This is a genomic window from Halorubrum alkaliphilum, from assembly GCF_017873815.1.
GTDB lineage: Archaea > Halobacteriota > Halobacteria > Halobacteriales > Haloferacaceae > Halorubrum > Halorubrum alkaliphilum.
Window position 1 is genome coordinate 1 of the sequence record NZ_JAGGKQ010000028.1, and the last position, 23,278, is coordinate 23,278.

The following is a 23,278-nucleotide window of genomic DNA, read 5'->3' on the forward strand; positions in this document are numbered from 1 at the left end:
ACACCCATTCGGTGTCTGCAAAGCGCGTCATAGAAGCAGGAAGCCCCACCCTCAAGGAAGCCGCACCAGCGGCTGAGTAGGGTGGGGTAGTTCACTTGCGGGAGGTGGTCAACGTCTCTGTATTTGTTGTCTCAGTCTCTAGATGCTGATTATCGGTGGAAACTGACGAATTGAGATCGGTGCGTGTGGGTGTATCTGTGTCACCACGTATCTGCTGTCGAAGTCGCCGAATTGTATTCTCATGCTCTTTGTACTCTGAGACGACAAGCGCATTGATGAGTGAGACGGTGCGTTCAACTTGCTCTTTTTGCCATGATTCTTTACGGGATTCGTACGTCCGAATCGCGCGAAAAAAGTCGGGTTTGTCGAACTCAGGCCAATACGGCGTACAAAAGTACACTGCGGCTTCATTGCCGTTCGCATGCCACGGGAGGAAATTTGAAGTTCGTTTATCACCGCCGCTTCGAATCACGAGGTCAACGTCACGGATTGGATCTTCGTAGAGTCGGTCTTCGACCTCGCTGACAGTGATGTCGTCGGGCGATAGCTTGTTGTCTGCCACATCGCTAGCGAGCTCCCGTGCTGTTTTGAGCAGTTCATTCCGGCCACCGTACGCGAGTGCAATATTGAGTTGTAAATCTGAATACTGAGCTGTTTCTGCTTCGGCATACCGAACAGCATCAATCACCCGTTGTGGTAGTTGATTCAGATCGCCCAGCCCGCGAATATTGATCTGCTCATCGTGGACGATATCAGCGTCGGCAAAACTATACAGCTTCTCGGTGAGCAGTTCAAAAAGCTCCTGTAATTCGTGATCTGGACGATCGAAATTTTCCGTTGAAAATGCGTACAGAGTGACTTCTTTAATACCAACTTCTTGACACCAATGGAGCACATCTTCTGTGGTGTCTGCTCCTTCGACGTGTCCGTCAGACGGCTCCATTCCGTGCTGCTCAGCATACCGCCGGTTCCCATCTTGGATGATCGCGACGTGGTCTGGTGGTTCCTCAATCCGCCGTTTCAGTTCATATAAATACGCTCGGCGGAACCGACGTCGTATTTTTCCGAGCACAACATCTATGTTACTATCATCGATATTAAAACCATTTCGTCTGGAGCCTGACTAAGCCCCCTTCCTCAAGGAGCCGCCGAAGGCGGCGAGTAGGCAGGGTAGTTCACACGACGACCGAGACGACGCCACCGCCAACAATCGCGAGGCCACCAAGGCCGAAACAGACGACCCAGAAGGGAATGCGGTCGACCACGCGCATCAGCGTATCGATGGTAACATACCCAACGAGTGCGCTGACGCCGAGCGCGACAAACGCCGCCGTCGGGCTGATTCCCGGAAGCCCGCCCGCGCCGAGGACGGTGAGCGCTGCGCCCCCGAGGCTCGCAGGAATGGAGAGAATGAACGAGAGTCGGAACGCCGCGGGTGGGTCGTAACTGCGGAACAGCAGCGCGCTCGTCGTCACTCCCGATCGAGAGATGCCCGGGAGGATCGCGATCCCCTGTGTCGCGCCGACGAGGACGGAATCCAACAGCGTCGGCGTCTCGCGAACCCCGAGCGAGACTGATTCCGAGGCGAGCTGGAGAACGCCGGTGAGTATCAAGAGAACGCCGATCGCAGCGATAAATACGCCACCCGTCAGCTGCCCGGCGAGGTCGACGGCGAACACGTACAGCGGGATCCCGACGAGCCCCGTCATGAGACAGGCGACGAGAATGTAGCTTACGAGGGCGTTGTCCTCCACATACGCCTCATCAGGTCGCCAGCCCGGGAGTGCTTCCGCGGCGATTCGAATGTCCTCACGGTAGTACGTCGCCGCTGAGAGCGTCGTTCCGACCTGTAAGAACAGCGCGAGCTGGAGCGCGACATCGGGCTCGACGTTCACGAGCGATAAAAAGAGCGCGAGGTTCCCCTGACTGGAGACGGGAAGCCATTCGACTATCCCCTGAACGATCCCCGCGAGAATCGCAACGACAAGATCGGTGGTAGTCACTACACGTAGTGGGACGATCCGAGTACTTAAGCAGCGGCGATCCGGGGCGACCAGAGCAGGTAATTCGGCGACTTCCGTTACTTTTCGTCGTCCGTCCCTTGGCCCGTCTCAGTGTCGCGTTCCTCGTTCTCGTCGCTCCCTGTCAGGCCCTTCGGCTCCGGCTGCTGGGGCGGCTCCGGTCGATCCGTTCGGTTAGGTGGTTCCGGCGGCTCGAAGGCAGCGATCGCAATCTCAACGGGTCGCGTTGCTCGAAGCGTGTCCCAGTCGCGGTCGTCCCGCATGGCCACCAGCCCGGCGAGGACTAGGCCGAGGCCGATTCCCACACCGATCGTCGTGATTTCACCGAGTACGCTCCGCAGGCTGACAACGAGTCCGAGGAGCGTCACTGCGAGACCGCCAACACGGAGGGGTACCGCGAGGGCAGACCCGTACCCTGCCCTGCCAACAGCAACGATCCGTGAGTTGCCCGCGGTGTCAGCAAGCGTGGCGACGACCCTGTCGAGGACGCGGAGGAACGGTCCGACCGTCCGCGTGTCACGGAGATCAATCACGATCACCTCCGGGTCCGGTTCGGCCGTTAGCCACCGATAAATCAGGGAGGCGCGGACCGCTGATACGACGCGCCGTCCGACGGACCGGGTCGCGGTAACGATTGTTGAGTTGTAGCGCCCGTTCGAATCGTCGTTCCCGGATGGGTTTTCGGGAGACGTAGAGAGAGAACCGTCGTCCGCCGACTGTCCGGTCATCCGCTGACGCTCACCACCTCGGCGTCAACGATGATCGTCCCGAGATCGAGGGTAACGGTCGAGCCGCTTCGTAGGGATTCGCCTTTAAATCGGACGCCACTCGGCGTCTCGCGAACTTGGAGATCGGCAGTGATCGTCACGTCGCGGTTGACCGGATGGTCGACGACGTTGACGGTGGCGTCTTCACCCGTCGCGATGATGATCGACGGCTCGACGTCGACGGCGGTGATATCCGCGATAGGGTCGTCTACGGGACCTTCACGCATTCCTGGCCGGATGGACTCGGCGGTGTCCTCCCGGACTTCATCCATTCGAAGAGTCACCGTTCGGGTGGTCGTTTCACCCAGCTGAAGATCGCCGTCGACACGCTCTATGGTCCCGTCAATAGTATACTCACTCGTGGGTAGTGTGAGACCTTGGCCGCGGCGGACGGGGTTGTCACCGAAGCGTTCAGTCTCTCCCTCACGATGGGCGTCAACCGTCACTTCCGCGAACAGTCGAGACTGGTCCGGATCGTTCGTCGCGTACGTGACCGTGTCCTGGATGGTCGCGACGGTCCGGCCCGCAAGCCGAACCTCGTCTCCCGGTGTCACGCCCTCGGCCGTCTCGGCATCGAGGGTATCACTGACGATGGCGGTCGTCTCCGCGCGGTCGAGCGCGTCGTCGTCGCCGACCTCACGGATCTGCCCATCAACCTCGTAGCGGGGCGTTTCGATCGCGAGGGTTCGACCGAGGCGCGGTGGTGCGTTCGCGTAGCCGATCGCCCCACCATCGGTGACCTCGCCTTCGAGTTCGACACGGAGCGTCACACCGATGTCGCTACCCCGTGGCGTCAGATGGACGTCCGTGATCGTGAGTTCCGAGTTACCGTCAGGGGCGTGCGTGTCGCCCTCGTTGATCGCGTCAACGACGTAGGCCGGCTGAGACCCGAGATCGAGCGTTGCGTGTGTGGTCTCGATGTCGGGGGCGGGCTCGTCGTCGCCACTGAACACGAGCGCGACGCCCGCAACCCCGACGGCGAGGACCAGCAGAACGACCAAGGCATCGACGACATTGACGATGCCGAAGAGATTGCCCTCATCGTCGATCAGTTCCATCGGTGATTCCCCCGTCTCTGGCATTGTACTGATGACGCCTACCGTGAAGTAAAACGTTACCGGAGTACACGAGACAGGTCCGTATCTTCGCGAGGGAGAGAGTTGGCGTTCCGAATTTGTCTGTGTCGATGACTTTAGACACGACCGCTCTCGAGTACTACACGATTCGTGTCTGTCCGACTGCCCCTCGTCCCACGGTGGCTCCGCGTATCGGCAGTGATCACCGTCGCGGCTGTAATTTTATATTACTCCGTTGTCCCCGCACCGGGGAGCGGTTCGTTCCGCACAGGGCCGCTCGGACTCGTTCCGTTCTCTGACTGGCTCCACCTGCTCGCGTATGCTGGGCTGGCGGTGACGCTCGCATACGCGTTTCACGACTCGTTGCGGCCCGACTGGCAGGTCCTGCTTGCGGTGTTTCTGCTCACTGTCGGATACGGTGTGAGTATCGAACTGCTTCAGGCGGGACTCCCAGATCGAACTTTCGCGATCGCAGATATGATCGTCAACGCGGTCGGCGCCGTGATCGCGGTGGGGATGTGGCGCGGACTGACGCGATACGTCCGATTCTATCAGGCACGAGCAGTCAGTGATCTCGAAGTGCCCGTTCAGTGAGGCCGTGAAACAGGGCGATCACACCCAGCCGTCTCCGGTCGCAGGGAGCGAACGATCGCGTCCGACACATGGATCATGACTGGTTAAGCGGACGGACGAATCACCTAGCATGTACGTGCTCGTCACCAAGCAGTACGAATCCGAATTGATCGCTGGAAGCGACACCACCGATCACTCTTGTGACTTTTTGCCCTAATTTACTCGACACATTAGCTCACAGACCGGTCGGCTGGCCGCACAAGAACTCACGATTTGAGGCGTTTTGCGGGCTTTTATACACTATATTCAATGAGGGGGTCAATTAGTGGGACAAAACTTACAACAAACTTAGGTGAGGGGTATATCGCTGAAAATCGCATGACGTGAGGCAGTTAGCGGATTCAGATACGACTGATAATAGTAATAATAACCACCAACTCACTACGGCTGTGAGCCCAGTATCGACATCTCCCGGCCCGGAGGCAGGAAAATTCATATCGGGATCGCAGTGTCGTCGACTCCTGGCGACACAGTACGCACACCCAAGACGAAGGTACCATGTTCAGCCTAACAAGGTGGATCCTCCGGCCTCACAGAGCAAGTGTCGCGAGCAAGTAGGGTGGGGGATTTCACTCCTCGTCGCGACGTCGACCCCACTAGCAAGCCAGAAGAATTCACCTCGGAGTCACTCCACGAACCCTCTCTGCTGCGCTGTCGAAGCGGTGGACGGACAGGACTGGCGATCCCCATGTCTGGGAAAACTGCTCGTCTACTGGAGAGATACTCTCATATTTCATAGATATCTTTTCCAGTTGCGTCAGCCCCTCTTTTTCGACTCGGTTCTCAAGAGAGTATCAGTCCAATAAACTCTAGATTTTGAGGCCAGAATATACCTCTCAGATTCTGTAGAGATCGTCATCTACTCGTCGATCCAAATGTCCGTGCTACTGAGTCTGTTGGCAAAAAGTGAATCCTCAAAAAACGGAGGCTACGCGATATACGAGAAATAATCAGATCATAGAGACTACAACTCCACGTAGAGAGTCACTAGAGATGGATCGCTTCTGACTCTGAACGGAGAACTTAGATGCTTTCTGGCTCCGTCCTGAGAGTGGTTCCGCTGGTCTCTGATCAACCATTGGTTGGGGGGTTATTATTACTATTATCAGTCGTGTCGGTGACCCCATCATGTCGCTCACGTCCTTCGATTAGACCCTCTCATTACCCCCTCATGCCCCTCATTTTCATTCTCCCCCACTCATCGATCCCACTCATCCACGATCTGGGCTTATTGACGACGTGATCCGACACAGTGCTAGCGGATGCGTAGCTGAAGATATGCGATCTAGAACCAATCAACGATCATACGATAATGAGCGTACCACAAACAAGAACCACACACGTGGCGTCATTTTCGTCTACCTCCCTGATGTCTCGAACGGGTATCGCCACGTTCGACCCGGGAGCTCATCGACATAGAGATCTGACAGGCTTCCGGGAAATCGGCTCTTCAGATTGGTGGCGAACGACCCCGATATTGGTTCTTCAGATTGATGGCGAATCCACGCAATAAACTCGGCTTCGACGGCCGAAACTGCGAGTGACGTATCAGAATCAGAGACTGTGTAGGTGGCGAAAAACGCGGTCGCGGCATCCAGATCTCGGGTGGGTAGCCGCGGGCGATCCCACGAGGCTTGGACGCGGTATTCACGCAGGCCAGTACCCTCTTGGGTGAGGACCGTACCGAACTCGAGGCCAGCGGCAAGCCAAGTGGGAACGGCTGGCGGGCGAACAAACTCAAACGCCTCGAAAAACGCGTTGCGTGTCTCGTATGAGAGATGGTTGTCGCCGGCAGCGTTCGAGACGATAATCTTCCCACCTTGTTGGTATGCCCGTGGGAACCCAGACACAAGCGTGTTGAACGCGACGTCGCGAGAACAGCTCAGGGATGCGTTCCCGTTGTGGTAGTACACCAACTCGCCATCCGGGGAGAGAATCCACTCACAATCAGTCGTGCGGCGCTGTACGGCCGTGACGATGTCTTCACGGATGGATGTTGATTGCTCGTACAATCGCGTTGTCCCGGCGGCGGTGATCGCAAACGGCTGTTGGAGACAGTTCCGTGCGCGAGCAGCGACTTCGGTTGCGTCTGTGAAGACCGTGAGCCGATCAGTTGTCGATGACTGATGAACATCAGCGGCGACCGCAACCAAGTCGCCACGCACGAACTGTGGGTCCGTCACAATGACACAGCGATGCGTCCGGTCTGGGTACACCGCGGTGAAGTCCTCGAACGGACTGGAGCGGTCGTCGGTGATGTTCCCACCCTGTTCACGGACCCACTTGAGGGCGGTTCGACCAAGTGAACTCGCAATCTCGAGTTCCGCAGCGGTCGGAATGGGCGCCGATGGCGGTGGCGACGCTGCCGGTGGCTGTGGCTTCCGAAGGGTGTACTGAGGGGTGATTCGTGGTGGTGCGCGACCGAAATTGTCCCACGGCGAGACGTGGTACGTTTGTTCTCGCAGCCCACAAAATTCTGGCAAGAGTTCTGTATCGAGCCGAATCCATGGGAGAACGCCATGTTGGGCGTACGTCGACGTGAGTGGGGCCGCAGGTGGTTGGTCATAGAACAACGCCTCATACTCTGTTGGGGTCCGTGAGAGCGTACGAGCAGACGCAATCGTGGAGACTTTTGTAGCCGCTCCATGCTCGTGTGTCACCATCGGAGCGGGTGGCCCAGACAGGCGGGTTTCTGTGTGGTGTTCCCAGCCGTGTTCGAAGATGAGCTCACGGTTCGTCGTGAGATTAAATGCGTCAAAGGGGGCTGTCATATCAGGCGCATCCTGATGGTATTGGGCGTCACCCGCAGCCGTGTGGGTGGCCACGTCAGGTGAAAAATCTGCGATGCGGAGGCTCACTTCAACACACTCACTCTCGAATCGACCGACAATGAGTTGGATAGCATGTGGCCGAATACCGGCGGCGATCTTGAGGAGTTGTTCGACTGGTGTTGGCGTCGACGTCCGGGCGCGCTCGACTGGGTGATCGCGTGTTGTGAGTAGTCGGTGGACAGGAACGGGTGTGTTGCCGAGTGGTGCTGGGTCGACCTCGACGATCGTGATGCCGACGTCGAGTGGGAGTTCATCGTTGGCAATGCTGGCGAGCGTCTCAGTGCTCGCGTCCGAGTGTGTGGTCGGTCGCGAGCGGAGCAGATACCGCTCACGATGGTGTCCAGAGACCGCGAGCAATGTGACAGCGTTGAGGTGTTCGTCGAAAAGCGCCCGATAGATCACCCGCGCGAGGAGTCGTGAGATGGGCGTCCCATGGTATCCAGATGGTGACTTGCTCGTGGTGACGAACTCGACAGCAGGCCATGGCGCAGCGGGATGACTACCCGTTGCGATGTGTTTCATTCCGCCTCGTCTGCGTCGATTTCGACGTCGGCCACCGACGTCTCTGTGAGGGTTTCGGTGAGGTCGGTGAGTCCCTCTTCAACGCCTGGGCGATGGGGCGTGTCGATCTCTGGGGGAATAACCCAGTCGTATCCTGGGTAGTGCGGATTCCGGTTGTTGGTTCCGCCTTTCTTTGCGTCTTTGATCTCGTCGGGGAGTGCTTGGACGATGATCGATCCCGGTGGGGTGTCGTGTGTTGAGGAGGCTGTGTAGTAATGTTGGGCCCACGTTTGGAGTGCTCCCGACGAGATGCGCGCGTCTTCGCGTTCACAGATGAGCTGATCGGCGAACGCTTCGAGACAGCCCCGGTGTCGATTCATCTTGCCGACGCTGTCAGGCGTATCCCAGCTTGGAGGGTCGAAGTAGACGTCAATACCACCCTCTTCGGTACGGTACGCAACTGTCGCGAAATGAAGGTAGTTACCACAAATGGGAATGTGTGGGAGGCTGATCTTCGTCCACTCTGAAGTGAACGTCTCTTTTTTGTTGTACGTCTCAATGACCGCTCCGTCTTCATCCTCGACGCGATGGACGCCGTCGACCTCCTGGTAGAAGTTGGTATCCCACGAGAACTCACCGACGTCGCCGCCGGGTGCGCCGCCCGCGATACGCTCGCCGTTGACGTGGGCGACAATGCGGTCGCGACCAAACAGCTCCCAGGTCGTTGAGATGCTGCCTTTCATCACCGGAATTCGATTGTCGGGACACCGCACTGGCCTTGTACGGTTGTACAGCCGAACACCGCCATCATCTCGGTCTGAGAGGGTGTCGTTGTACGGCTGACTGAGGTGAGTAAAGCCCCGGTTTGCGCTTTTGAATGAATCATAGACGAAGATGACGTGCCGGCCCATGGCGTAGGCGCGGTCAGCGTTGACGAGTGTGGTCGTCGCTTTTGTTTTGTTATTGAGTTCAGCCTCAACAGAGACGTATGAGGCGTCGACAGTCAGCGGGATCGTACTAATCTCACCGCTCTCTGTGTGGAGTTCGATATCCGGCAGCGACTTGCTGTTCTGGGTGATTTCGTAAATCTCATCGCCGCCTTCGGTGAAGATGTCAATAATCGACTGGACGTGTCCGTGGTGTTCAATGCTGCCGGTGTTTGCGAGCGTCTCGTCGGGGACAGGGATGAACTCATCATCTTCGCCATAGTTTGGCGCCGTTGAGCCGTATGTGTTGAGTATCTCTTCTGTGTAGAACGTGGGCGCGTCACGTCCTGGAACGACCGCCCACGGGTTCGTCTCCCAGCGTAATCGAACAAGGCCCGTGAGTTGTGGCAAGAACGGTCCCGTGAGTTTGAATCGGGCAAAGCGGTTGAGTTCTTTTTTGAGCAGTGTGTCCCACGTTGCGTTCGCAGACAGCATGTGCCAGTAATCAGATTTGCCAAGCACGATGTCTTTCACCTGGTTCGCTTCACGCCGTGCCCTCGCTTTTGATTTGCGCGCTGTTACCATCTCGTCAGTGTAGCTTGCGCTAGCTACGGGCTCACCATTGATTTTCTCGGTATACTCGGTCTCCCAGTACCGGTCAGTAAGTCCCCGAAAGTTGGACGTGAAGTTGTACTTGCTGAACGTCGTCGCCAGATCAAATGGGTGGCCGCGTTCAGCGATCTCGGCGAAGCCCTCTTTGCCGGTAAAGACGAACTGTGGTGGGTACGTCGCAAGTCGAACGGCGGCAGTATACTGGCCATTCTCTGCTGGTGTAAAGAGTGTTTGATACAAGAATGCGACCGAGTGTTCACGCAGTGTCTCAAACGTCGTCGCCAGCACGTCGACACCGCTCGTGCCAACGGGATTGGTGACGTGATCTTCAGTGAGATGAAGCCGAGACGCGTTGACTGGGGTGTTACCGAGTGGAGAGAGGTCAAGGGTCCCACGTTCGACGGTACATTCCTCTGGAACGTATTTTTGAATCGCTTTGGTGATTTTGTTGACGCCCGGCAGATGGGTCCTTTTTCTAAAACTGCCGATCGTGCTCTGGTTGGTACTTCGGGCGTCATTTTGTTTCGGCTCGATGCTTAAGATGAGCTCTAAGCCAACCGGACCAGGGTACTGGAGTACTTCGAACTGCTTGATTCCACCGGCGGTTTCCTTGCGGGCTTCTTCGATGACTTGAGTGATACACCCGCGGATGTAATCGGGGAGCGTTTCGAACTCGTCTTTGATGATGGGGAGTCGAATCCGAAAGGCGGATTCTCGTTGGGGCTTGTCTTTGGGTGATGTGAATCGAGCGCGTGTGCTGGGCCCGAACCTCTCATCTGGAAGGGTGTCTTGGGTTGCAGAATCTTCTGATTTGTCTTCTGAATCGTCTTGTGGGTCGGAATCGTTTTGGGAGGGTTCTGGGGTTGTTGCCATTAGTTAGTAGGGTGAGGTTGGAGGGAGGTCGGTAGCGTGGAGGCCTGTTGGGGGGCTTGCGCGGAGGGTGGTGTCGCTATCTATGTCGATTCGGTGGGTGGATGGTGGGTTTCGTGGTGTTTGGTTCACGTTGGAGTGCTGGTTTCGGGGAATTCGCTCGGTTCGGTGCTCACGTTATGTGTCTGTGTCAAATTTGGCATATGAATTAACAGTTGGCCTCAAAATATCGGGGATGAGAGACAGCACAGAGTTGGTTGATAAAGCCGAGGTTCTGTGATACCTGAGTGTGGGACCACGAGGTGTATCTCACAAAGGTGGGTGCTGATGTCGGTGATCTGACCCGGTAGTTAGGTGGTTTCGAGAGAGTAGTGAGATACTTTCAGCAGTTTCGAGGTGGAGCCTCCGGCCTCAAGGAGCGAACGGAGTGAGCGAGTAGGGAGGGGATGAATCGCCGCACACCTGTATAAGGCGAAACACGCTATTCAGAACTATCATCTCTAATTTGAGTAGAAACATTAACTGTGTTGTAGACACAACTCAATTGTATGTCATCAGCGGTCAAGATGGATGAAGACGCAAAATCTAAGCTTGAAGAGCTCCAGGCGGAGATTCGGCTCAAAACGGGAAAGAAGATTACCCAACAAGAGATTCTTTCAACCCTGATTCAATCGGCGGTCGACTCCCGTTCGGAATTCGTTGATTCGTTCCGAGATGGAACAACAGCCCTGAACGCAACAGAACTCGAAGAATTCAACCAGGGGACGATTGCTTCCGGTGTCGAAACGACGGAAGACGACATTGACGATATCCTGTACGGATGAGCGTCTTCGTCGACACCGGTGTGTTCTACGCCCATCATGACACTGACGCCAGCCGACACACGGTCGGTACTGACGCGTTGAATACCGTCCTTTCGTCAGCGGAATACGGTCACGTGATGACGAGCGACTACGTCTACGACGAAACGGTCACACTGACGCAGCGGCGGACGGGAGACGTCGACGCTGGGCTCGAAGTGGGACAGCGTATTCGCGGTGCGGGATACCCCTCGGCCATCGAACTACTCTATTCGTCTCCGACGCTCTTCGATCGTGCCGTGTCTGTCCACCAGACGTACGCCGACCATGAGCTCAGTTTCACCGACGCGATGACCGTCGCGATGGTCGAATATCACGAGATAGACGGGGTGTTGAGTTTCGACGACGACTTCGACGGGATCGTTTCCCGACTCGTTCCGGACACACTAACGTTCCACCAATAACTCACTCGGGTCGAGGCATCTCTTCGAGTTCGGAGATCTCGCCGGTCTTCTCGACGCGAGCATACTGTCGCTGCCACGCGTCTGCCGGGAACAGGTCGTTTCGATCGAACAGCTCTCGGGCCTGCGGGGTGAGCTGATAGAACTTGTACGGGTACCCACGCACGCGATTGCCCGGCTCAACGACCAGCTCCGTAACGACGCTAACATCCTGCAACACGCCGAGATGCCGACGGATCGCATCCTCGCCGAGCGCGGGGTTCATGTAGTCTAACTCTCGGACGCTCGGGGCTTCCTGTGGGTGGCCGACAATATCTGCGATCAAGTTCGCACGGGTCTGGTCAGTAGCCTTCTGGAGTGCCGTCCACGCCTCGAACCCGTTGGGTCCTCCACCGGCGTCCGCCGTGTTCGTCTCTGCGAGTTGGGGGTTCATACGCGCTACTACGAATGGGTGGAGCATAAACACTTGGTCGTTGAGTACAATCGATTAGTTAAGTGGTTACTCAACCAATATCACTATCAAACTACAAAATGAATAGGAGCATAGAATGCCAGACGATGATGCCGATGACAGCCGCGGTACTGTTCGTGGCGACATCGACGGCGAAAGACGTGATGACGATACTGTCAGTGAGGCCATTCACCACTCAAAAACCGGTCTCATCGGCGACATCGCAGATGAGGAGCTCCACGATGAAGCGACGTTGTCGCTCACCCCCGAGCAACACCAGCGGCTCAAGGACGGGCTCCACGGATCCCGGTTCGACGACGTCCGGCGTGCGAGCCGTCGGTATCTCGTGGTGGGTAGCGGATCGGGTGAGTCCGGTGAGCGTCGACGGCGCGTGTGTGCTCGGTTGGGCGAGCGACGGGACGCCGTCGCGTTCCGGTTAGAGGAGTTCGGGTTTGACGACGACGACCTCGATCTGTGGGCGCCGGCCTTCGAGGTGTTGTCGGCACAGGCGACGTGGGTCATCGGCGTGATCGAGGACTTCGACGGCGGGCACGTCTGGGAGCTTGGCTACCTGTACCGCCAACAGACGAGCGTGCGGGACGTGTTGTGGCTGCTGAAGCGTGTGTACGACGACGCGGAAGAACAGCGGGCGCAGTACGAGAATGGGATGGCCGCGTCCCACTTGGCCGCCCTTGAGAATGCCGTGGATGACCGTGTCGTAGAGTGGTCGACGCTCGATGAACTCGATAGCGCCGTCGAGCAGATCCCGTGAGAGGCGTCATCGCGGACGCAAGGGAGTGACCGACGGATTCAGGTGTCGAGTGGCCGACCGACGCGACATGGACACGGTCATTCCCGCCGCCGGGCGCGGCAGTCGACTCGGCGAGCTGACGGCGGACCGACCGAAGGGGCTCGTCGACGTGGCGGGGCGATCCCTGCTCGCGCACGCCTTCGAGACGGCGTCAAGGCAACAAACGTCGTGATCGAGACGAGTGGACGAACGGCGTTACTAAGTAGCACGGCGCCGGATCCATCGACATGAGCAGCATCGATCTCCCGTCGGACGTGTTGGACGCGATCGCGGCACCACCGGAGGATCGCGAACCGATCGTCCGGCAGGAACTCGCGGTGTCGCTGTACCGGGAGGGGTATCTGTCCTTCGGAAAGGCACGAGAGCTAGCCGGTCTTTCGAAGGCGGAGTTCCATCGGCTCCTCGGAGAACGTGAGGTGCAGCGACACTACACCGAGGAGGATCTCGCGCTCGACGTCGAGTACGCGAGAGAATACATCTGATCTGGTTGAGCGAGAACAGACCACGTTTCACGACCGTCGATCCCGAAGCCACTGTGCGACTTCCTGCTGGAATCGCTTGAACCAATGGAGGTCCTCGTGTAACACCTCATACACCACGTCGTGGTCGACCTCTCCGTACCGATGTGCGAGGACGTTTCGGAACCCAACGGCTTCTTCGATCTTTTGCCGTGTGTCACGAGAGATGATCCCCAACTCACCGAGTGCCTGAATCTCTTCTTTCGCCGTCCCACCCGACGACAGATCGTTCGCTGCGCGGACGTGTTGCGCGAGATCGATACAGGACTGTATCAGATTCATGAGCGTTCGTTCGACTGCTCGCTGTATCACGATGTCCGAAACATACTCCTCTTTGGAGAGGCCCCGCATCTCTGCGAGATCGTTCGTGTACTCGTGTGCCTGCTCCAGTTTCGTCGCGACGACCTCCTCGTCCACCATCTAGATGTCTCCTCTCGCGAGCCGATCGATGAACTCGCGCCGGTCCCGTTCCCGATCGGCGGCAGTTCGATCGTATTCGGCGTCTATCTGCTCACGGTAGGCGGAGATCTCTCGTTCGTCACCGACCAGCCGAACTCCTTCCTGGAGGGCTGCGCGTGCGATCGGAAGGGGAAGATCCTCGATGTCGCTTACGTCGACAAAGTCGTCCGCATACCCTTGGAGGTCCGTATCGATGCGGTTCCGTCGACGGAAGCGTTCTTTCGGCGATAGCTCCGCAGGGAATCGAAGGGCGACGTCGACGTCGGACGAGTCGTGCGTCTCCCCCTGGACTCGGGAGCCGAACAGGAGCGCGAAGCGGACATCCGTCTCCGCGAGATACCGGCGGATCGCCGTCACGTCCACGCCATCGATCGCCGACCCGCCGTGATTCGACTCCACCATGTCGCGTTCCTACGTGCCGGGCGACAAAACCGTTTGTGAATATCAGGGTCGTCCGTCGGCTCGGATCGATCGCCGTCGAGCGCGAGCCGTAGGAGATCACGGGAAGCGATAGACGCGGTCACCCCTGCTGCCGGCGAGGGACGCAAATCAGCAATCTCACCGACGACCGGCCGAAGGGGCTCGTCGACATCGAGTACACCCGAGAAAGACAGTCGTCTCGAACACGTCAACCATCTTCGGTCGTACCGAGAACCAATCTATCTTTCTACGAGGAGAGAATCCCGGCGTTTACCGCGGGAGTGAATCCGACAAGTCTTCCACAGACCACGTTCTGACGCTGATAGGGATATGTATGTAGCGTCACATCGTGGCATAACATACACCGAGGCGGTTTCACCGCCCACCCAACTGCGCAATATCGGGACTCCGAGATCCAGAACGTTCGAGACACCCTCTCGAACCGCTGTGGTGTCTCGGTCAAGATAACTCCGAGTCCCCCTGTCGGGGGATAGGAGTAACGGCGGTGTGGCCCCGCCATCGGCTCGTCACGCCGACGAGTCGTCAACCAGCAAATATCCCAACCCAGCGGTGCGGTGCCGTGGGAAGCCTCGCCGTTTACGGCGAGGAGGAGGTCACTCCCAGTCGTTCAGATTTGTGAGCGGTGGCAAGTCGGCCGGATCCGGAACCCACTCGATCAGCTCTGCAACGCGATCGGCGATGTCGTAGGAATCCATCGTATCGTCGCTGTAGTAGCACACTGGAACGCCTGAACGTGTCTCCGGATCGAGGAAGTCAGGGTCATGAGTGAGTACGACAGAGCCATGCTCGCGGGCGAACGTGGCGATCGTGTCATCGTCGACGCCTTCGGAGAGTGCTTCGTGGACGTGTTGGGCGCTGATACCTTTGCCACGGAGCGACTCCGCGACTCGCGGACTCGTGTTCTCGTCGACGAGTACCCGGTATTCCATTCAGCTACTCGTCTTCACGGGTCAGTTCGGCGACTGAGACCGCCCCACTCTCTCGGGCCGTCGCTTCGCGTTCCGCTCGCCGTCTCTCGGCGGCTGCCATCTCTTCAGGGTGACTGTGGTAGTACTCAAGTGCGCCGTACACGTCAGCGACGTCTAGATCGAGCTGGGCAGCCACCTCCTCGGCCGACTTTCCCGCGCCTTCGACGAGTCCGCGGATCCGCCGTACCGTCACGCGTCGCCCCTCGATGTGCGGATCGTCGTGGAGTTCGCTCACGATCCGGACGGACGACTGTGCCATACTCGGGTCTAGCGGGCCGATCCACATAAACGGTCGCCTCGCCGGCGCTCAGGGCGCGGAGACGAGGAAGTGACGGCTCGACATCCGCTTGGAGAGCCCCCGCATCTCCGCGAGATCGCTCGTGTACTCGTATGCCTGCTCCAGTTTCGTCGCGACGACCGCCTCGTCCACCATCTAGGTGTCTCCTCTCGCAAGCCGATCGATGAACTCGCGCCGGTCCCGTTCCCGATTGGCGGCAGTTCGATCGTATTCGGCGTCTACCTGCTCACGGGAGGCGGCGACGTCGGACGAGTCGTGGGTATCCATTCGTCCGACTCACCTATCGAGATCCGACGAGTGAGTCGGGGCATCAGATATTTCCTCAAGGTCGGGGAGATCCATTTCGTCATCCACATCCGGGAACAGATACTCGAAGAACGGATCGTGGTCTCGGCCAACGGCCAGTGCCGGTTTGAGTGCGTAGATGATCATCGTTGCTTCCGTTTCGCGAACGTCGATATCAGCGGCGACCATCCGCTGGGTTGTCTTGCCCGCGAAATGGAGTCCAGCACCCCGTAAAGCTGCGATGAGTTTCCCAATACCGTAGCGGTCGATAAAGTACGCGATGTCCTCGTCGACCTCTTGGAGCGCGAGGGCGTGGAGGACGGTTGGTGTGATGACGATTGGGGCGTACTGCTCGACGATGACGATCGGATCGGCAGTCAGCTTCTGGGGGCGCGTCGAGTCATCACGGTCGACGAGGCCGAGGTCGACCAGCCGATCGACGTACTCGTAGGTCGTCGATTTCGAGATATCGAGTGCCTCCATGATCTCCGGCGGGGCAACCGGCCCCCAGTAACACACGTAGACGTAGACACGGGTCAGTGCTGGGTTGTTGAGCAGCTGAACGACCGTCTCGAGTCGCGGAGCGTTCCGGGCCAGTGTCTCTGGTTTGAGCGCTTCTTCGTCCATCACGTCTCTCGGTGGCGAGTCCAGCGCGTCGATCCCGCCGTCCGAACGAACGCGATCGTGATCGAAGGTCATACTGGTTAGTCCGAAGTCTATGTACTTCATACTATCGCCGCAAACGACTGTCACACCGCCCGTGACCACGTCTATCCGGGACCGGACGCACCCACGCCCGGCGACGATACGACACATTCGACCGACTAGCGTGACGTCCTCTCGACGGTGCTTTCGGAAATTGAAGCCCGCCAGCGTGGTTTCTGGACCCGGTAATCCCGTCGATGCGCTCACGTGGACCGACGGTCGACCTGCGATCCCGGACATGATCGGTGAGTCGGTCGCTCTCAGACGGTCTCGCTGTGAGGGAAATATATTTCTTCCACCAAAGACATATGTCTGTTGAGGTCGTCTCCAAGAGCATGTCAGGGGACTCTACCTGGGATCCGGCGTCGTCGGACGGGCGTGAGGAGACGCGACAACAGTGGAAACGCGAGCGAACCACGTTTCAGCGGGTGTACGACGTCATAACCGGCGTCACGGACTATACGGAAGCGAGCGCGATCGCCGATCGTGCGGACTGCTCTACTGACGGGGCGCGAGACGCGCTCACCCAACTGGCGGAGATGGGAATCGTCGACCGACGTGGGAGCCGTCCGGCGGAGTATCGACGGAACGAGTCGTATTTTCAGTGGAAGCGCGTCGAACAGCTAGCCGACGAACACACCCATGCGGAACTCCGGGAGCGCTTGGATCAGCTCCTCGAGGAGGACGCTGACCTCCAGCGTTCCTTCGGTGTTCCCTCCCCCGATTCCGTCGAGGTCGCTCGGATAGAGGACGGCGAGCACGCAGCGGTCCATGATCGACTCGAGTCGCTGTCTCGGTGGCGAACGGTCCGACACGATATCGAACTCCTCCAGCGGGCCGTCTCGCGGGCAGCCGATCGGCAACGTGATGGTGGCGACCTCGGTGCGTCTGCCTGACCCGGAAGGACATGCCGGACGAAACACTCCCCGATGACGTGCCTGCCGGTGGTCGACTCGACCGGACGACGATGCGGACGCTCGGCCGACGGGCAGCGACACATCCCCTCGTCGATTCGTGGGCGTTCGAACCCGACTCGATCTCGCCGCGCTCACTCGTGATCTCGCTCGACGCGACCGCGTATCCCGACGCGGTCGACACCGCACGGATCGATATCCACTGGTTCGTCACGAATGACTACTACGTCCACTACATCGAGACTCGTGGCACGTCTCGCTACCAGTGCCGGTGGGACCGCCATCCGAAGACGGACGCACCCAGAACACACGTTCATCCACCTCCGGACGCCGGCGACGCGGAACCGTCACCGCTTGGTTCGCATCATCTCGACGTGTTGTTCACGGTTCTCGACCACGTCAGCGGACGCGTCGAGACGCTCCACGACGAGGTGGGCAGTTCTGGGTGAACTGCCTTGGAGTCACGCTCCGAGACACTCGCCTGCTCCACCTGTAGATCACGGAGGAGGTCGGTCCAGTGCTACTCGATCGAGCTCTCTCGCATCTCCGCGAGGTCGTTCGTGTACTCGTGTGCCTGCTCCAGTTTCGTCGCGACTACCGTCCCGTCCACCAGGCTGCGCAGGCGGGCGTCCGCGAGAGCGTGGACAATCCCCGAAAGGTGACCGACATCAACGTCAGCGGGACGGTAAACCTCTTGGAGGCGTCCAAGAAGGCGGACGTCGATCGGGTGATCCTCGCGAGTTCGTCGTCGGTGTACGGCAAGCCGCACTCGTTGCCCTACGAGGAGGCCCACCCCACCGAGCCCGTGAGTCCCTACGGCGTTACGAAGCTGACACAGGAGCACATGGCTCGCGTGTACACCGAGCTCCACGGGCTGTCAACAGTGTGTCTGCGGTACTTCACGGTGTACGGGCCGCGAATGCGTCCCAACATGGCGATCTCGAATTTCGTCTCGCGATGTCTCAACGGCGAGCCGCCGGTGATCTACGGCGACGGTCAGCAGACGCGCGACTTCACGTATGTAGCTGACGTGGTGGACGCGAACCGAACGCTGCTGGAGTCTGATGCTGCTGACGGCGACGTGTTGAACATCGGAAGCTCGGACAACATCTCGATCCAGGAGCTGGCCGAGACGGTGCGCGATCAGTTGGCGCCCGAACTGGAGATTGAATACGAATCTGCGCGTGAGGCCGACGCCGAGCACACGCACGCGTCTGTCGAGAAGGCCGGCGAGCTGATCGGGTACGAGCCCTCACGGACGATCGCGGAAGGCGTCGGCGAGTTCATCGAATGGTACCAAGCGAACCGGAAGTGGTACGAGCCGTTGGTGCGGTCGTCGTAGGCAGATAAGGTCTGAGACGGGTCGGGCCTGTCGAGTGGGATCGGCGGCGTGAGTCACTCGGGCCGAGGCATCTCCTCGAGTTCGGCGATCTCGCCGGTCTTCTCGACGCGAGCATACTGTCGCTGCCACGCGTCCGCCGGGAACAAGTCGTTTCGATCGAACAGCTCTCGGGCCTGCGAGGTGAGCTGATAGAACTTGTACGGGTAGCCACGCACGCGGTTGCCCGGCTCAACGACCAGTTCCGTAACGACACCAACGTCTTGTAACACCCCGAGGTGACGACGGATCGCGCCCTCACCGAGCGCAGGGTTCATGTAGTCGAGTTCTCGGACGCTCGGAGCCCCCTGTGGGTGGCCGACGACGTCTGCGATCAACTTCGCACGGGTCTGGTCAGTGGCCTTCTGGAGTGCCGTCCATGTCTCGAATCCGTCGGACTCTCCGCCGGCATCCGCCGTGTTCGTCTCTGCCAGTCGGGAGTTCATACGCACTACTACGGATGGGTAGATCATAAAATGAGACCCGTTTGACGATCTCCGTCGGGTCAGCCGTCGGTATCTCGTGGTGGGTAGCGGATCGGGTGCGTCCGGTGAGCGTCGCCGGCATGTGTGTGCTCGGTTGGGCGAGCGACGGGACGCCGTCGCGTTCCGGTTAGAAGAGTTCGGGTTCGACGCCGACGACCTCGATCTGTGGGCGCCGGCCTTCGAGGTACTGTCGGCGCAGGCGACGTGGGTTGTCGGCGTGATCGAAGACTTCGACGGCGGCCACGTCTGGGAGCTTGGCTACCTGTATCGACAGCAGACGAGTGTGCGAGACGCGTTGTGGCTTCTCAAGCGCGTGTATGACGATCCGGAAGAACAGCGAGCGCAGTACGAGAACGGGATGGCCGCGTCTCACCTGGCCACCCTCGAGTCAGCGGTGGGCGAACGAGTTGTGGAATGGTCGATCCTCGATGAGCTCGATAGCGCCGTCGATCGGATCCCGTGAGGTGGAGAAAGACGGGAGGACGACTCTCACAGCCGATCCGAACAACTATTATGAACACGATAATATTATCGTATACATAATGATAAACAGAAAGACGGAACTCGAGTGGCTCACGTCACACCTCTCTCGAGCGGAGCGACAGCTCCTCGTCGTATACGGCAGACGGCGAGTCGGGAAGACGACGCTGGTGACGACGGCGCTCGACACACTCGAAGACACGTCGATCTACTATCTCTGTGACGAGCGTGGCGCAACGGAGAACGCCCGGCGGTTTGCGGCACAGTGTGCTGCCACGTTTGACGACATCTCCCCGGATGTCGATGGGTTCGTCGAGGCGTTTCAGTACCTCACGGCGCGCGTCGACGGCCCGTGTGTGGTGGCATTGGACGAGTTCTCATATCTCGTCGACAAGGACGACACGATTCCGTCAGTGTTTCAGACGATTGTCGACGACGTGCTCGCAGGGACGGACATCTCGCTCGTGTTGTTAGGGTCATCGATTTCGATGATGGAGGAGGGAGTGTTGAGCTACGAGAGTCCACTGTACGGGCGACGAACCGGACAGTGGGAACTCGCTCCGCTCTCGTTCGCAGACGTTCGTGCGTTCTTCCCGAACGACGATCTGGAGACGCAGATCCAGATCTACAGCGTTCTGGGAGGCGTTCCCGCGTATCTCGGACAGTTCGAGACGGACCGGAGTCTTCTCGAGAACGTCGAACAAGCCATCCTCTCGAAAGGCGAGTTCCTGTACGAGGAGCCGGAGTTTCTCCTTCGACAGGAACTCCGGGAGCCTGCGACCTACATGGCGATCCTCGAAGCCATCGCCGGTGGCGCGACACGCGTCACCGAGATTGCCAACGAGATCGGCCGCGACGCGAGCAGCCTCTCCCGGTATCTCCAGAATCTCACGCAGTTGGCGATCCTCGATCGAGAACATCCGGTGACGGACCCGGACAGCCGGGGACTGTATCGGTTGACGGACGATTTCCTCCGGTTCTGGTTTCGGTACGTGGCACCCAATCGGGGAACGCTCGAACAGGGGCGGACAGCACCGGTCCGGGCAGCGATCGCTGAGACGCTCGCAACGCACACGAGTCGGACCTTCGAGACGGTGTGTCAGCAGGCGGTTCGGACGCCGGCGTTCCCCGTGTCCTGCTCGCGGGTCGGCCGTTGGTGGTACGGCGGCGAGGAGATCGACGTCGTCGGGGTCAACCGAGACACGAACACTCTGTTACTCGGCGAGTGTAAATGGACCACAGAGCCCGTCGGTCGAGGGGTGTTCAACGATCTCACGGCGCTCGAGTCGGAGGTCCGGTGGCAGGGAGCCGACCGGAAGGTGCGCTACGCAGTCTTTTCGAGGAGTGGTTTCACAGACGAGTTGCGGACGGTCGTCACCGAGCGGTCCGATACCTCTCTGTACGGGATCGCGGAACTCGCGACACTGTTTGAATCCACCCGGTGAGCCAGCGGTCCGTGGGGCAGCGGGAGGTGCGTGCTCGACACCCCACCGTGTCGAGTGCTTTTCTCACTGGGACAGCAGTTAGACCCCCACCCCACCGTGTCGAGTGTTCTCGGAGACGACCAACGACAGGTCTCGTGTCACACCCCACTGCGTCACATGTTCGACTTGGGTGATGCTTGCGTTCGAGCAGACACCTCTGGCATGGAACCACGATAGGTTGGATCGCATGCGGTGGCGGTGATGGGGGACACACCTCATTTCGTCTGTCTCGGAAACGGCCCCGACAGGAGTCCTTCGATTCCCACTCGCTCAGCAGCAACGCGAGAGAGTATGTTTCGTTTGTCTTTCCACCGAAGTGTCACGGGTCGCGTTCCGTTTCGATCTTGGATCTGATGTCGAGGACGATCGCTGGATCGAGATCGAGGCCATACTTGCAGTACCGACCGCCGCTCTCGCCACGATTCCGGTCGGTCCGTTGGAGAAAATCGAGCATGTGGAGGCCGAGAGGTGATTCTAGACGCTTTTCAGCGTCGTGAGCGGACGGGTTGGTGGGGTAAGCGTTCGACACCCCACCGTGTCGAGTGCTTTTCTCACTAGGGTAGCAGTCGGATCCCCCACCCCACCGTGTCGAGTGTTCTTGGAGAGAATCGAGGACAGCTCTCGTATTCCGCCCCACTCCGTCAAGTGTTCGACGTGGATGACTGGAGAAACCCATGTCCCACCCCACCGTGTCGAGTGTTATTCCTGGTTGCTATCAGTGAGGACTGACTGTGAGACACTCCACTGTGTCAAGTGCTAATCGACAGACTCTAACAATCTGTATCTTCATACGATACACTTGACGCGGTGGTTTTATAGGTACGGACCGAATCGAATGCGATAGAGGATGGCGACGTTCACACGAGATACGGAGATCTTCCGCAACGAGGACATGCTCCGTGAAGATTACCAGCCGGATTCGATCACCGCTCGCGAGGACGAGATTTCGACGTATATGGCCGCGCTTCAGCCGATCGTCAACGGCGCACAACCCCGAAATATCTTCTTGTATGGAAAAACGGGCGTCGGGAAGACAGCAGTTTCTCGGTATCTGTTGAAGCAACTACAGCGAGATACGGAGCAGTATGACGACGTCGAACTCTCGGTCTGCTGGCTCAACTGTACGAACCTCTCATCGTCCTACCAGGTCGCAGTCAACCTCGTGAATCAGCTGCGACCCGCAGACGACCGGATCAGCACAACCGGGTATCCCCAACAGCGCGTGTTCGATATCCTGTACGAGGAACTCGACCAGATTGGCGGGACGATCCTCCTCGTGTTCGACGAGATCGACCACATCGGCAGCGACGACGAGATCCTGTATGAGATCCCGCGAGCCCGCTCGAACGGCTACCTCTCGAAGGCGAAACCGGGCGTGATCGGCATCAGCAACGATTTCGGATTTCGCGACGACCTCTCTCCGAAGGTGAAAGACACCCTCTGTGAGCAGGAGATCCACTTTTCGCCGTACAACGCCCCGGAACTGCGGGCCATTCTCGAAGAGCGAGTGTCCGGTGCGATGTACGACGACGCAGTGGATGACGCCGTGATCGCGCTGTGTGCCGCCATCGCAGCGCAAGATACGGGGAGCGCCCGTCAGGCGTTGGATATCCTCTATAAATCCGGTGAGATCGCACGAACGAACGCCGAGGAGCGACTGACGGAGGACCACGTTCATCAGGCTCGCGAAAAACTCGAACAGAGCCAGGTCGAACACGGGATGCGCGAGCTGACGAAACACGGGCATCTCGCACTCGTGGCGATGTTACAGCTCGCGTTCGAACAGGAGACCCCGGCACGGATCCGCGATGTGTACCCGCTATATCGACGTATCGCGGAGGAATCCGACGTCGACCCGCTCGTCCGTCGCCGAATGCACGACCACCTCGCGGATCTGGCGATGCTCGGCATCCTCGATCGGCAGATGAAAAACGAGGGGCGGGCGGGTGGGCACTACTACCAGTACGAGTTCGACGTCGACCTCAATATCGTCGGCGACGTCGTTCGGGATTTCGATTCCATCGCGCTCCCGTCGGGCGTGGCGGCACGGATCACGTGACTCGGTGAATTCAGTCGGGTCCGTTCGGATGGTCCCCGGGCGGT

Annotated in this window: 29 protein-coding genes; 13 read left to right on the forward strand and 16 right to left on the reverse strand. The window is 58.8% G+C overall.

Annotated elements, in window-relative coordinates; genetic code table 11:
• Positions 1 to 91 precede the first annotated feature (91 nt).
• The 4 genes from uppS to J2751_RS13395 form a co-directional block, all read right to left on the reverse strand.
• Positions 92 to 1,072: a polyprenyl diphosphate synthase gene (uppS, locus tag J2751_RS13380; RefSeq protein WP_209486740.1), complete on the reverse strand. Its 981-nt coding sequence runs from the start codon at positions 1,070 to 1,072 to the stop codon at positions 92 to 94.
• A 103-nt stretch (positions 1,073 to 1,175) separates the two neighbouring features.
• The gene (locus tag J2751_RS13385) at positions 1,176 to 2,003 is read right to left on the reverse strand and encodes an undecaprenyl-diphosphate phosphatase (RefSeq protein ID WP_209486742.1); all 828 of its coding nucleotides are present in this window, start codon (positions 2,001 to 2,003) and stop codon (positions 1,176 to 1,178) included.
• A gap of 77 nt (positions 2,004 to 2,080) precedes the next feature.
• Positions 2,081 to 2,554, reverse strand: a complete 474-nt coding sequence (locus tag J2751_RS13390) for a hypothetical protein (RefSeq protein ID WP_209486743.1) — start codon at positions 2,552 to 2,554, stop codon at positions 2,081 to 2,083.
• A gap of 191 nt (positions 2,555 to 2,745) precedes the next feature.
• Positions 2,746 to 3,846, reverse strand: coding sequence for a DUF4330 domain-containing protein (locus tag J2751_RS13395; protein ID WP_209486787.1), 1,101 nt, complete (start codon positions 3,844 to 3,846; stop codon positions 2,746 to 2,748).
• Between the two features lie 168 nt (positions 3,847 to 4,014).
• On the opposite strand from J2751_RS13395, the gene J2751_RS13400 reads away from it, so the two are divergent.
• Positions 4,015 to 4,458 carry a VanZ family protein gene (locus tag J2751_RS13400; RefSeq protein WP_209486745.1) on the forward strand — a complete coding sequence of 148 codons (444 nt, stop codon included), beginning with the start codon at positions 4,015 to 4,017 and terminating at the stop codon, positions 4,456 to 4,458.
• A 1,397-nt stretch (positions 4,459 to 5,855) separates the two neighbouring features.
• On the opposite strand, the gene J2751_RS13405 is transcribed toward J2751_RS13400, so the two are convergent.
• Positions 5,856 to 6,680, reverse strand: coding sequence for a hypothetical protein (locus tag J2751_RS13405; RefSeq protein ID WP_209486747.1), 825 nt, complete (start codon positions 6,678 to 6,680; stop codon positions 5,856 to 5,858).
• 822 nt (positions 6,681 to 7,502) lie between these two features.
• On the opposite strand from J2751_RS13405, the gene J2751_RS13410 reads away from it, so the two are divergent.
• Positions 7,503 to 7,748: a hypothetical protein gene (locus J2751_RS13410; protein ID WP_209486749.1), complete on the forward strand. Its 246-nt coding sequence runs from the start codon at positions 7,503 to 7,505 to the stop codon at positions 7,746 to 7,748.
• 98 nt (positions 7,749 to 7,846) lie between these two features.
• Here J2751_RS13410 and J2751_RS13415 read toward each other — a convergent pair whose 3' ends face one another.
• A complete protein-coding gene (locus J2751_RS13415) occupies positions 7,847 to 10,240 on the reverse strand; it encodes a hypothetical protein (protein WP_209486751.1) in 2,394 nt (797 codons plus the stop codon).
• Positions 10,241 to 10,785: 545 nt separating this feature from the next.
• Here J2751_RS13415 and J2751_RS13420 point away from each other — a divergent pair.
• Together J2751_RS13420 and J2751_RS13425 are read left to right on the forward strand one after the other, a co-directional pair.
• Positions 10,786 to 11,061, forward strand: a complete 276-nt coding sequence (locus J2751_RS13420) for a hypothetical protein (protein ID WP_209486753.1) — start codon at positions 10,786 to 10,788, stop codon at positions 11,059 to 11,061.
• The gene (locus tag J2751_RS13425; protein ID WP_209486755.1) at positions 11,058 to 11,501 is read left to right on the forward strand and encodes a type II toxin-antitoxin system VapC family toxin; all 444 of its coding nucleotides are present in this window, start codon (positions 11,058 to 11,060) and stop codon (positions 11,499 to 11,501) included. The genes J2751_RS13420 and J2751_RS13425 overlap by 4 nt, the downstream gene beginning before the upstream one ends.
• Before the next feature lies 1 nt (position 11,502).
• On the opposite strand, the gene J2751_RS13430 is transcribed toward J2751_RS13425, so the two are convergent.
• Positions 11,503 to 11,931, reverse strand: a complete 429-nt coding sequence (locus tag J2751_RS13430; protein ID WP_209486757.1) for a helix-turn-helix domain-containing protein — start codon at positions 11,929 to 11,931, stop codon at positions 11,503 to 11,505.
• A 115-nt stretch (positions 11,932 to 12,046) separates the two neighbouring features.
• On the opposite strand from J2751_RS13430, the gene J2751_RS13435 reads away from it, so the two are divergent.
• The 3 genes from J2751_RS13435 to J2751_RS13445 all read left to right on the forward strand — a co-directional run bounded on the left by J2751_RS13435 (position 12,047) and on the right by J2751_RS13445 (position 13,242).
• The gene (locus J2751_RS13435; RefSeq protein ID WP_209486758.1) at positions 12,047 to 12,721 is read left to right on the forward strand and encodes an aminopeptidase; all 675 of its coding nucleotides are present in this window, start codon (positions 12,047 to 12,049) and stop codon (positions 12,719 to 12,721) included.
• 67 nt (positions 12,722 to 12,788) lie between these two features.
• Complete coding sequence (locus J2751_RS13440; RefSeq protein WP_245202803.1) at positions 12,789 to 12,932, forward strand: NTP transferase domain-containing protein; 144 nt, start codon at positions 12,789 to 12,791, stop codon at positions 12,930 to 12,932.
• Positions 12,933 to 12,987: 55 nt separating this feature from the next.
• Complete coding sequence (locus J2751_RS13445; RefSeq protein WP_209486760.1) at positions 12,988 to 13,242, forward strand: UPF0175 family protein; 255 nt, start codon at positions 12,988 to 12,990, stop codon at positions 13,240 to 13,242.
• A 27-nt stretch (positions 13,243 to 13,269) separates the two neighbouring features.
• Here J2751_RS13445 and hepT read toward each other — a convergent pair whose 3' ends face one another.
• From hepT to J2751_RS13480, 7 genes are all read right to left on the reverse strand, one after another.
• Entirely contained in the window at positions 13,270 to 13,698 is a 429-nt protein-coding gene (hepT, locus tag J2751_RS13450; RefSeq protein WP_209486762.1) for a type VII toxin-antitoxin system HepT family RNase toxin, read from the reverse strand.
• The gene (gene mntA / locus J2751_RS13455; RefSeq protein ID WP_209486764.1) at positions 13,699 to 14,139 is read right to left on the reverse strand and encodes a type VII toxin-antitoxin system MntA family adenylyltransferase antitoxin; all 441 of its coding nucleotides are present in this window, start codon (positions 14,137 to 14,139) and stop codon (positions 13,699 to 13,701) included. It abuts the gene before it with no gap.
• Between the two features lie 632 nt (positions 14,140 to 14,771).
• On the reverse strand, positions 14,772 to 15,107 hold the full coding sequence (locus J2751_RS13460) for a DUF5615 family PIN-like protein (protein WP_209486766.1): 336 nt from the start codon (positions 15,105 to 15,107) through the stop codon (positions 14,772 to 14,774).
• A gap of 4 nt (positions 15,108 to 15,111) precedes the next feature.
• A complete protein-coding gene (locus J2751_RS13465) occupies positions 15,112 to 15,405 on the reverse strand; it encodes a DUF433 domain-containing protein (protein WP_209486768.1) in 294 nt (97 codons plus the stop codon).
• A 48-nt stretch (positions 15,406 to 15,453) separates the two neighbouring features.
• Positions 15,454 to 15,579 carry a hypothetical protein gene (locus tag J2751_RS15730; protein ID WP_280901333.1) on the reverse strand — a complete coding sequence of 42 codons (126 nt, stop codon included), beginning with the start codon at positions 15,577 to 15,579 and terminating at the stop codon, positions 15,454 to 15,456.
• The gene (locus tag J2751_RS15735) at positions 15,580 to 15,711 is read right to left on the reverse strand and encodes a hypothetical protein (RefSeq protein ID WP_280901335.1); all 132 of its coding nucleotides are present in this window, start codon (positions 15,709 to 15,711) and stop codon (positions 15,580 to 15,582) included.
• Between the two features lie 9 nt (positions 15,712 to 15,720).
• Positions 15,721 to 16,428 (reverse strand): DUF7437 domain-containing protein, encoded by a 708-nt coding sequence (locus J2751_RS13480; protein WP_209486770.1) that lies wholly within the window; start codon positions 16,426 to 16,428, stop codon positions 15,721 to 15,723.
• 341 nt (positions 16,429 to 16,769) lie between these two features.
• On the opposite strand from J2751_RS13480, the gene J2751_RS13485 reads away from it, so the two are divergent.
• The 3 genes from J2751_RS13485 to J2751_RS13495 all read left to right on the forward strand — a co-directional run bounded on the left by J2751_RS13485 (position 16,770) and on the right by J2751_RS13495 (position 18,690).
• Positions 16,770 to 17,330 carry a DUF7342 family protein gene (locus J2751_RS13485; protein WP_209486772.1) on the forward strand — a complete coding sequence of 187 codons (561 nt, stop codon included), beginning with the start codon at positions 16,770 to 16,772 and terminating at the stop codon, positions 17,328 to 17,330.
• Between the two features lie 11 nt (positions 17,331 to 17,341).
• Entirely contained in the window at positions 17,342 to 17,797 is a 456-nt protein-coding gene (locus J2751_RS13490; protein WP_209486774.1) for a hypothetical protein, read from the forward strand.
• 119 nt (positions 17,798 to 17,916) lie between these two features.
• Positions 17,917 to 18,690 (forward strand): GDP-mannose 4,6-dehydratase, encoded by a 774-nt coding sequence (locus tag J2751_RS13495; protein ID WP_321168748.1) that lies wholly within the window; start codon positions 17,917 to 17,919, stop codon positions 18,688 to 18,690.
• 53 nt (positions 18,691 to 18,743) lie between these two features.
• Here J2751_RS13495 and J2751_RS13500 read toward each other — a convergent pair whose 3' ends face one another.
• Positions 18,744 to 19,172 carry a helix-turn-helix domain-containing protein gene (locus tag J2751_RS13500; RefSeq protein WP_209486776.1) on the reverse strand — a complete coding sequence of 143 codons (429 nt, stop codon included), beginning with the start codon at positions 19,170 to 19,172 and terminating at the stop codon, positions 18,744 to 18,746.
• Positions 19,173 to 19,293: 121 nt separating this feature from the next.
• Between J2751_RS13500 and J2751_RS13505 the strand changes: the two genes are divergently transcribed.
• Both J2751_RS13505 and J2751_RS13510 read left to right on the forward strand, forming a co-directional pair.
• A complete protein-coding gene (locus tag J2751_RS13505) occupies positions 19,294 to 19,674 on the forward strand; it encodes a hypothetical protein (protein ID WP_245202805.1) in 381 nt (126 codons plus the stop codon).
• 79 nt (positions 19,675 to 19,753) lie between these two features.
• Positions 19,754 to 21,136, forward strand: coding sequence for an ATP-binding protein (locus tag J2751_RS13510; protein ID WP_209486778.1), 1,383 nt, complete (start codon positions 19,754 to 19,756; stop codon positions 21,134 to 21,136).
• 358 nt (positions 21,137 to 21,494) lie between these two features.
• On the opposite strand, the gene J2751_RS15740 is transcribed toward J2751_RS13510, so the two are convergent.
• Complete coding sequence (locus tag J2751_RS15740; RefSeq protein ID WP_280901338.1) at positions 21,495 to 21,629, reverse strand: hypothetical protein; 135 nt, start codon at positions 21,627 to 21,629, stop codon at positions 21,495 to 21,497.
• 393 nt (positions 21,630 to 22,022) lie between these two features.
• Here J2751_RS15740 and J2751_RS13515 point away from each other — a divergent pair, with 393 nt between their 5' ends.
• A complete protein-coding gene (locus tag J2751_RS13515) occupies positions 22,023 to 23,234 on the forward strand; it encodes an orc1/cdc6 family replication initiation protein (RefSeq protein ID WP_209486779.1) in 1,212 nt (403 codons plus the stop codon).
• Positions 23,235 to 23,278: the final 44 nt, after the last annotated feature.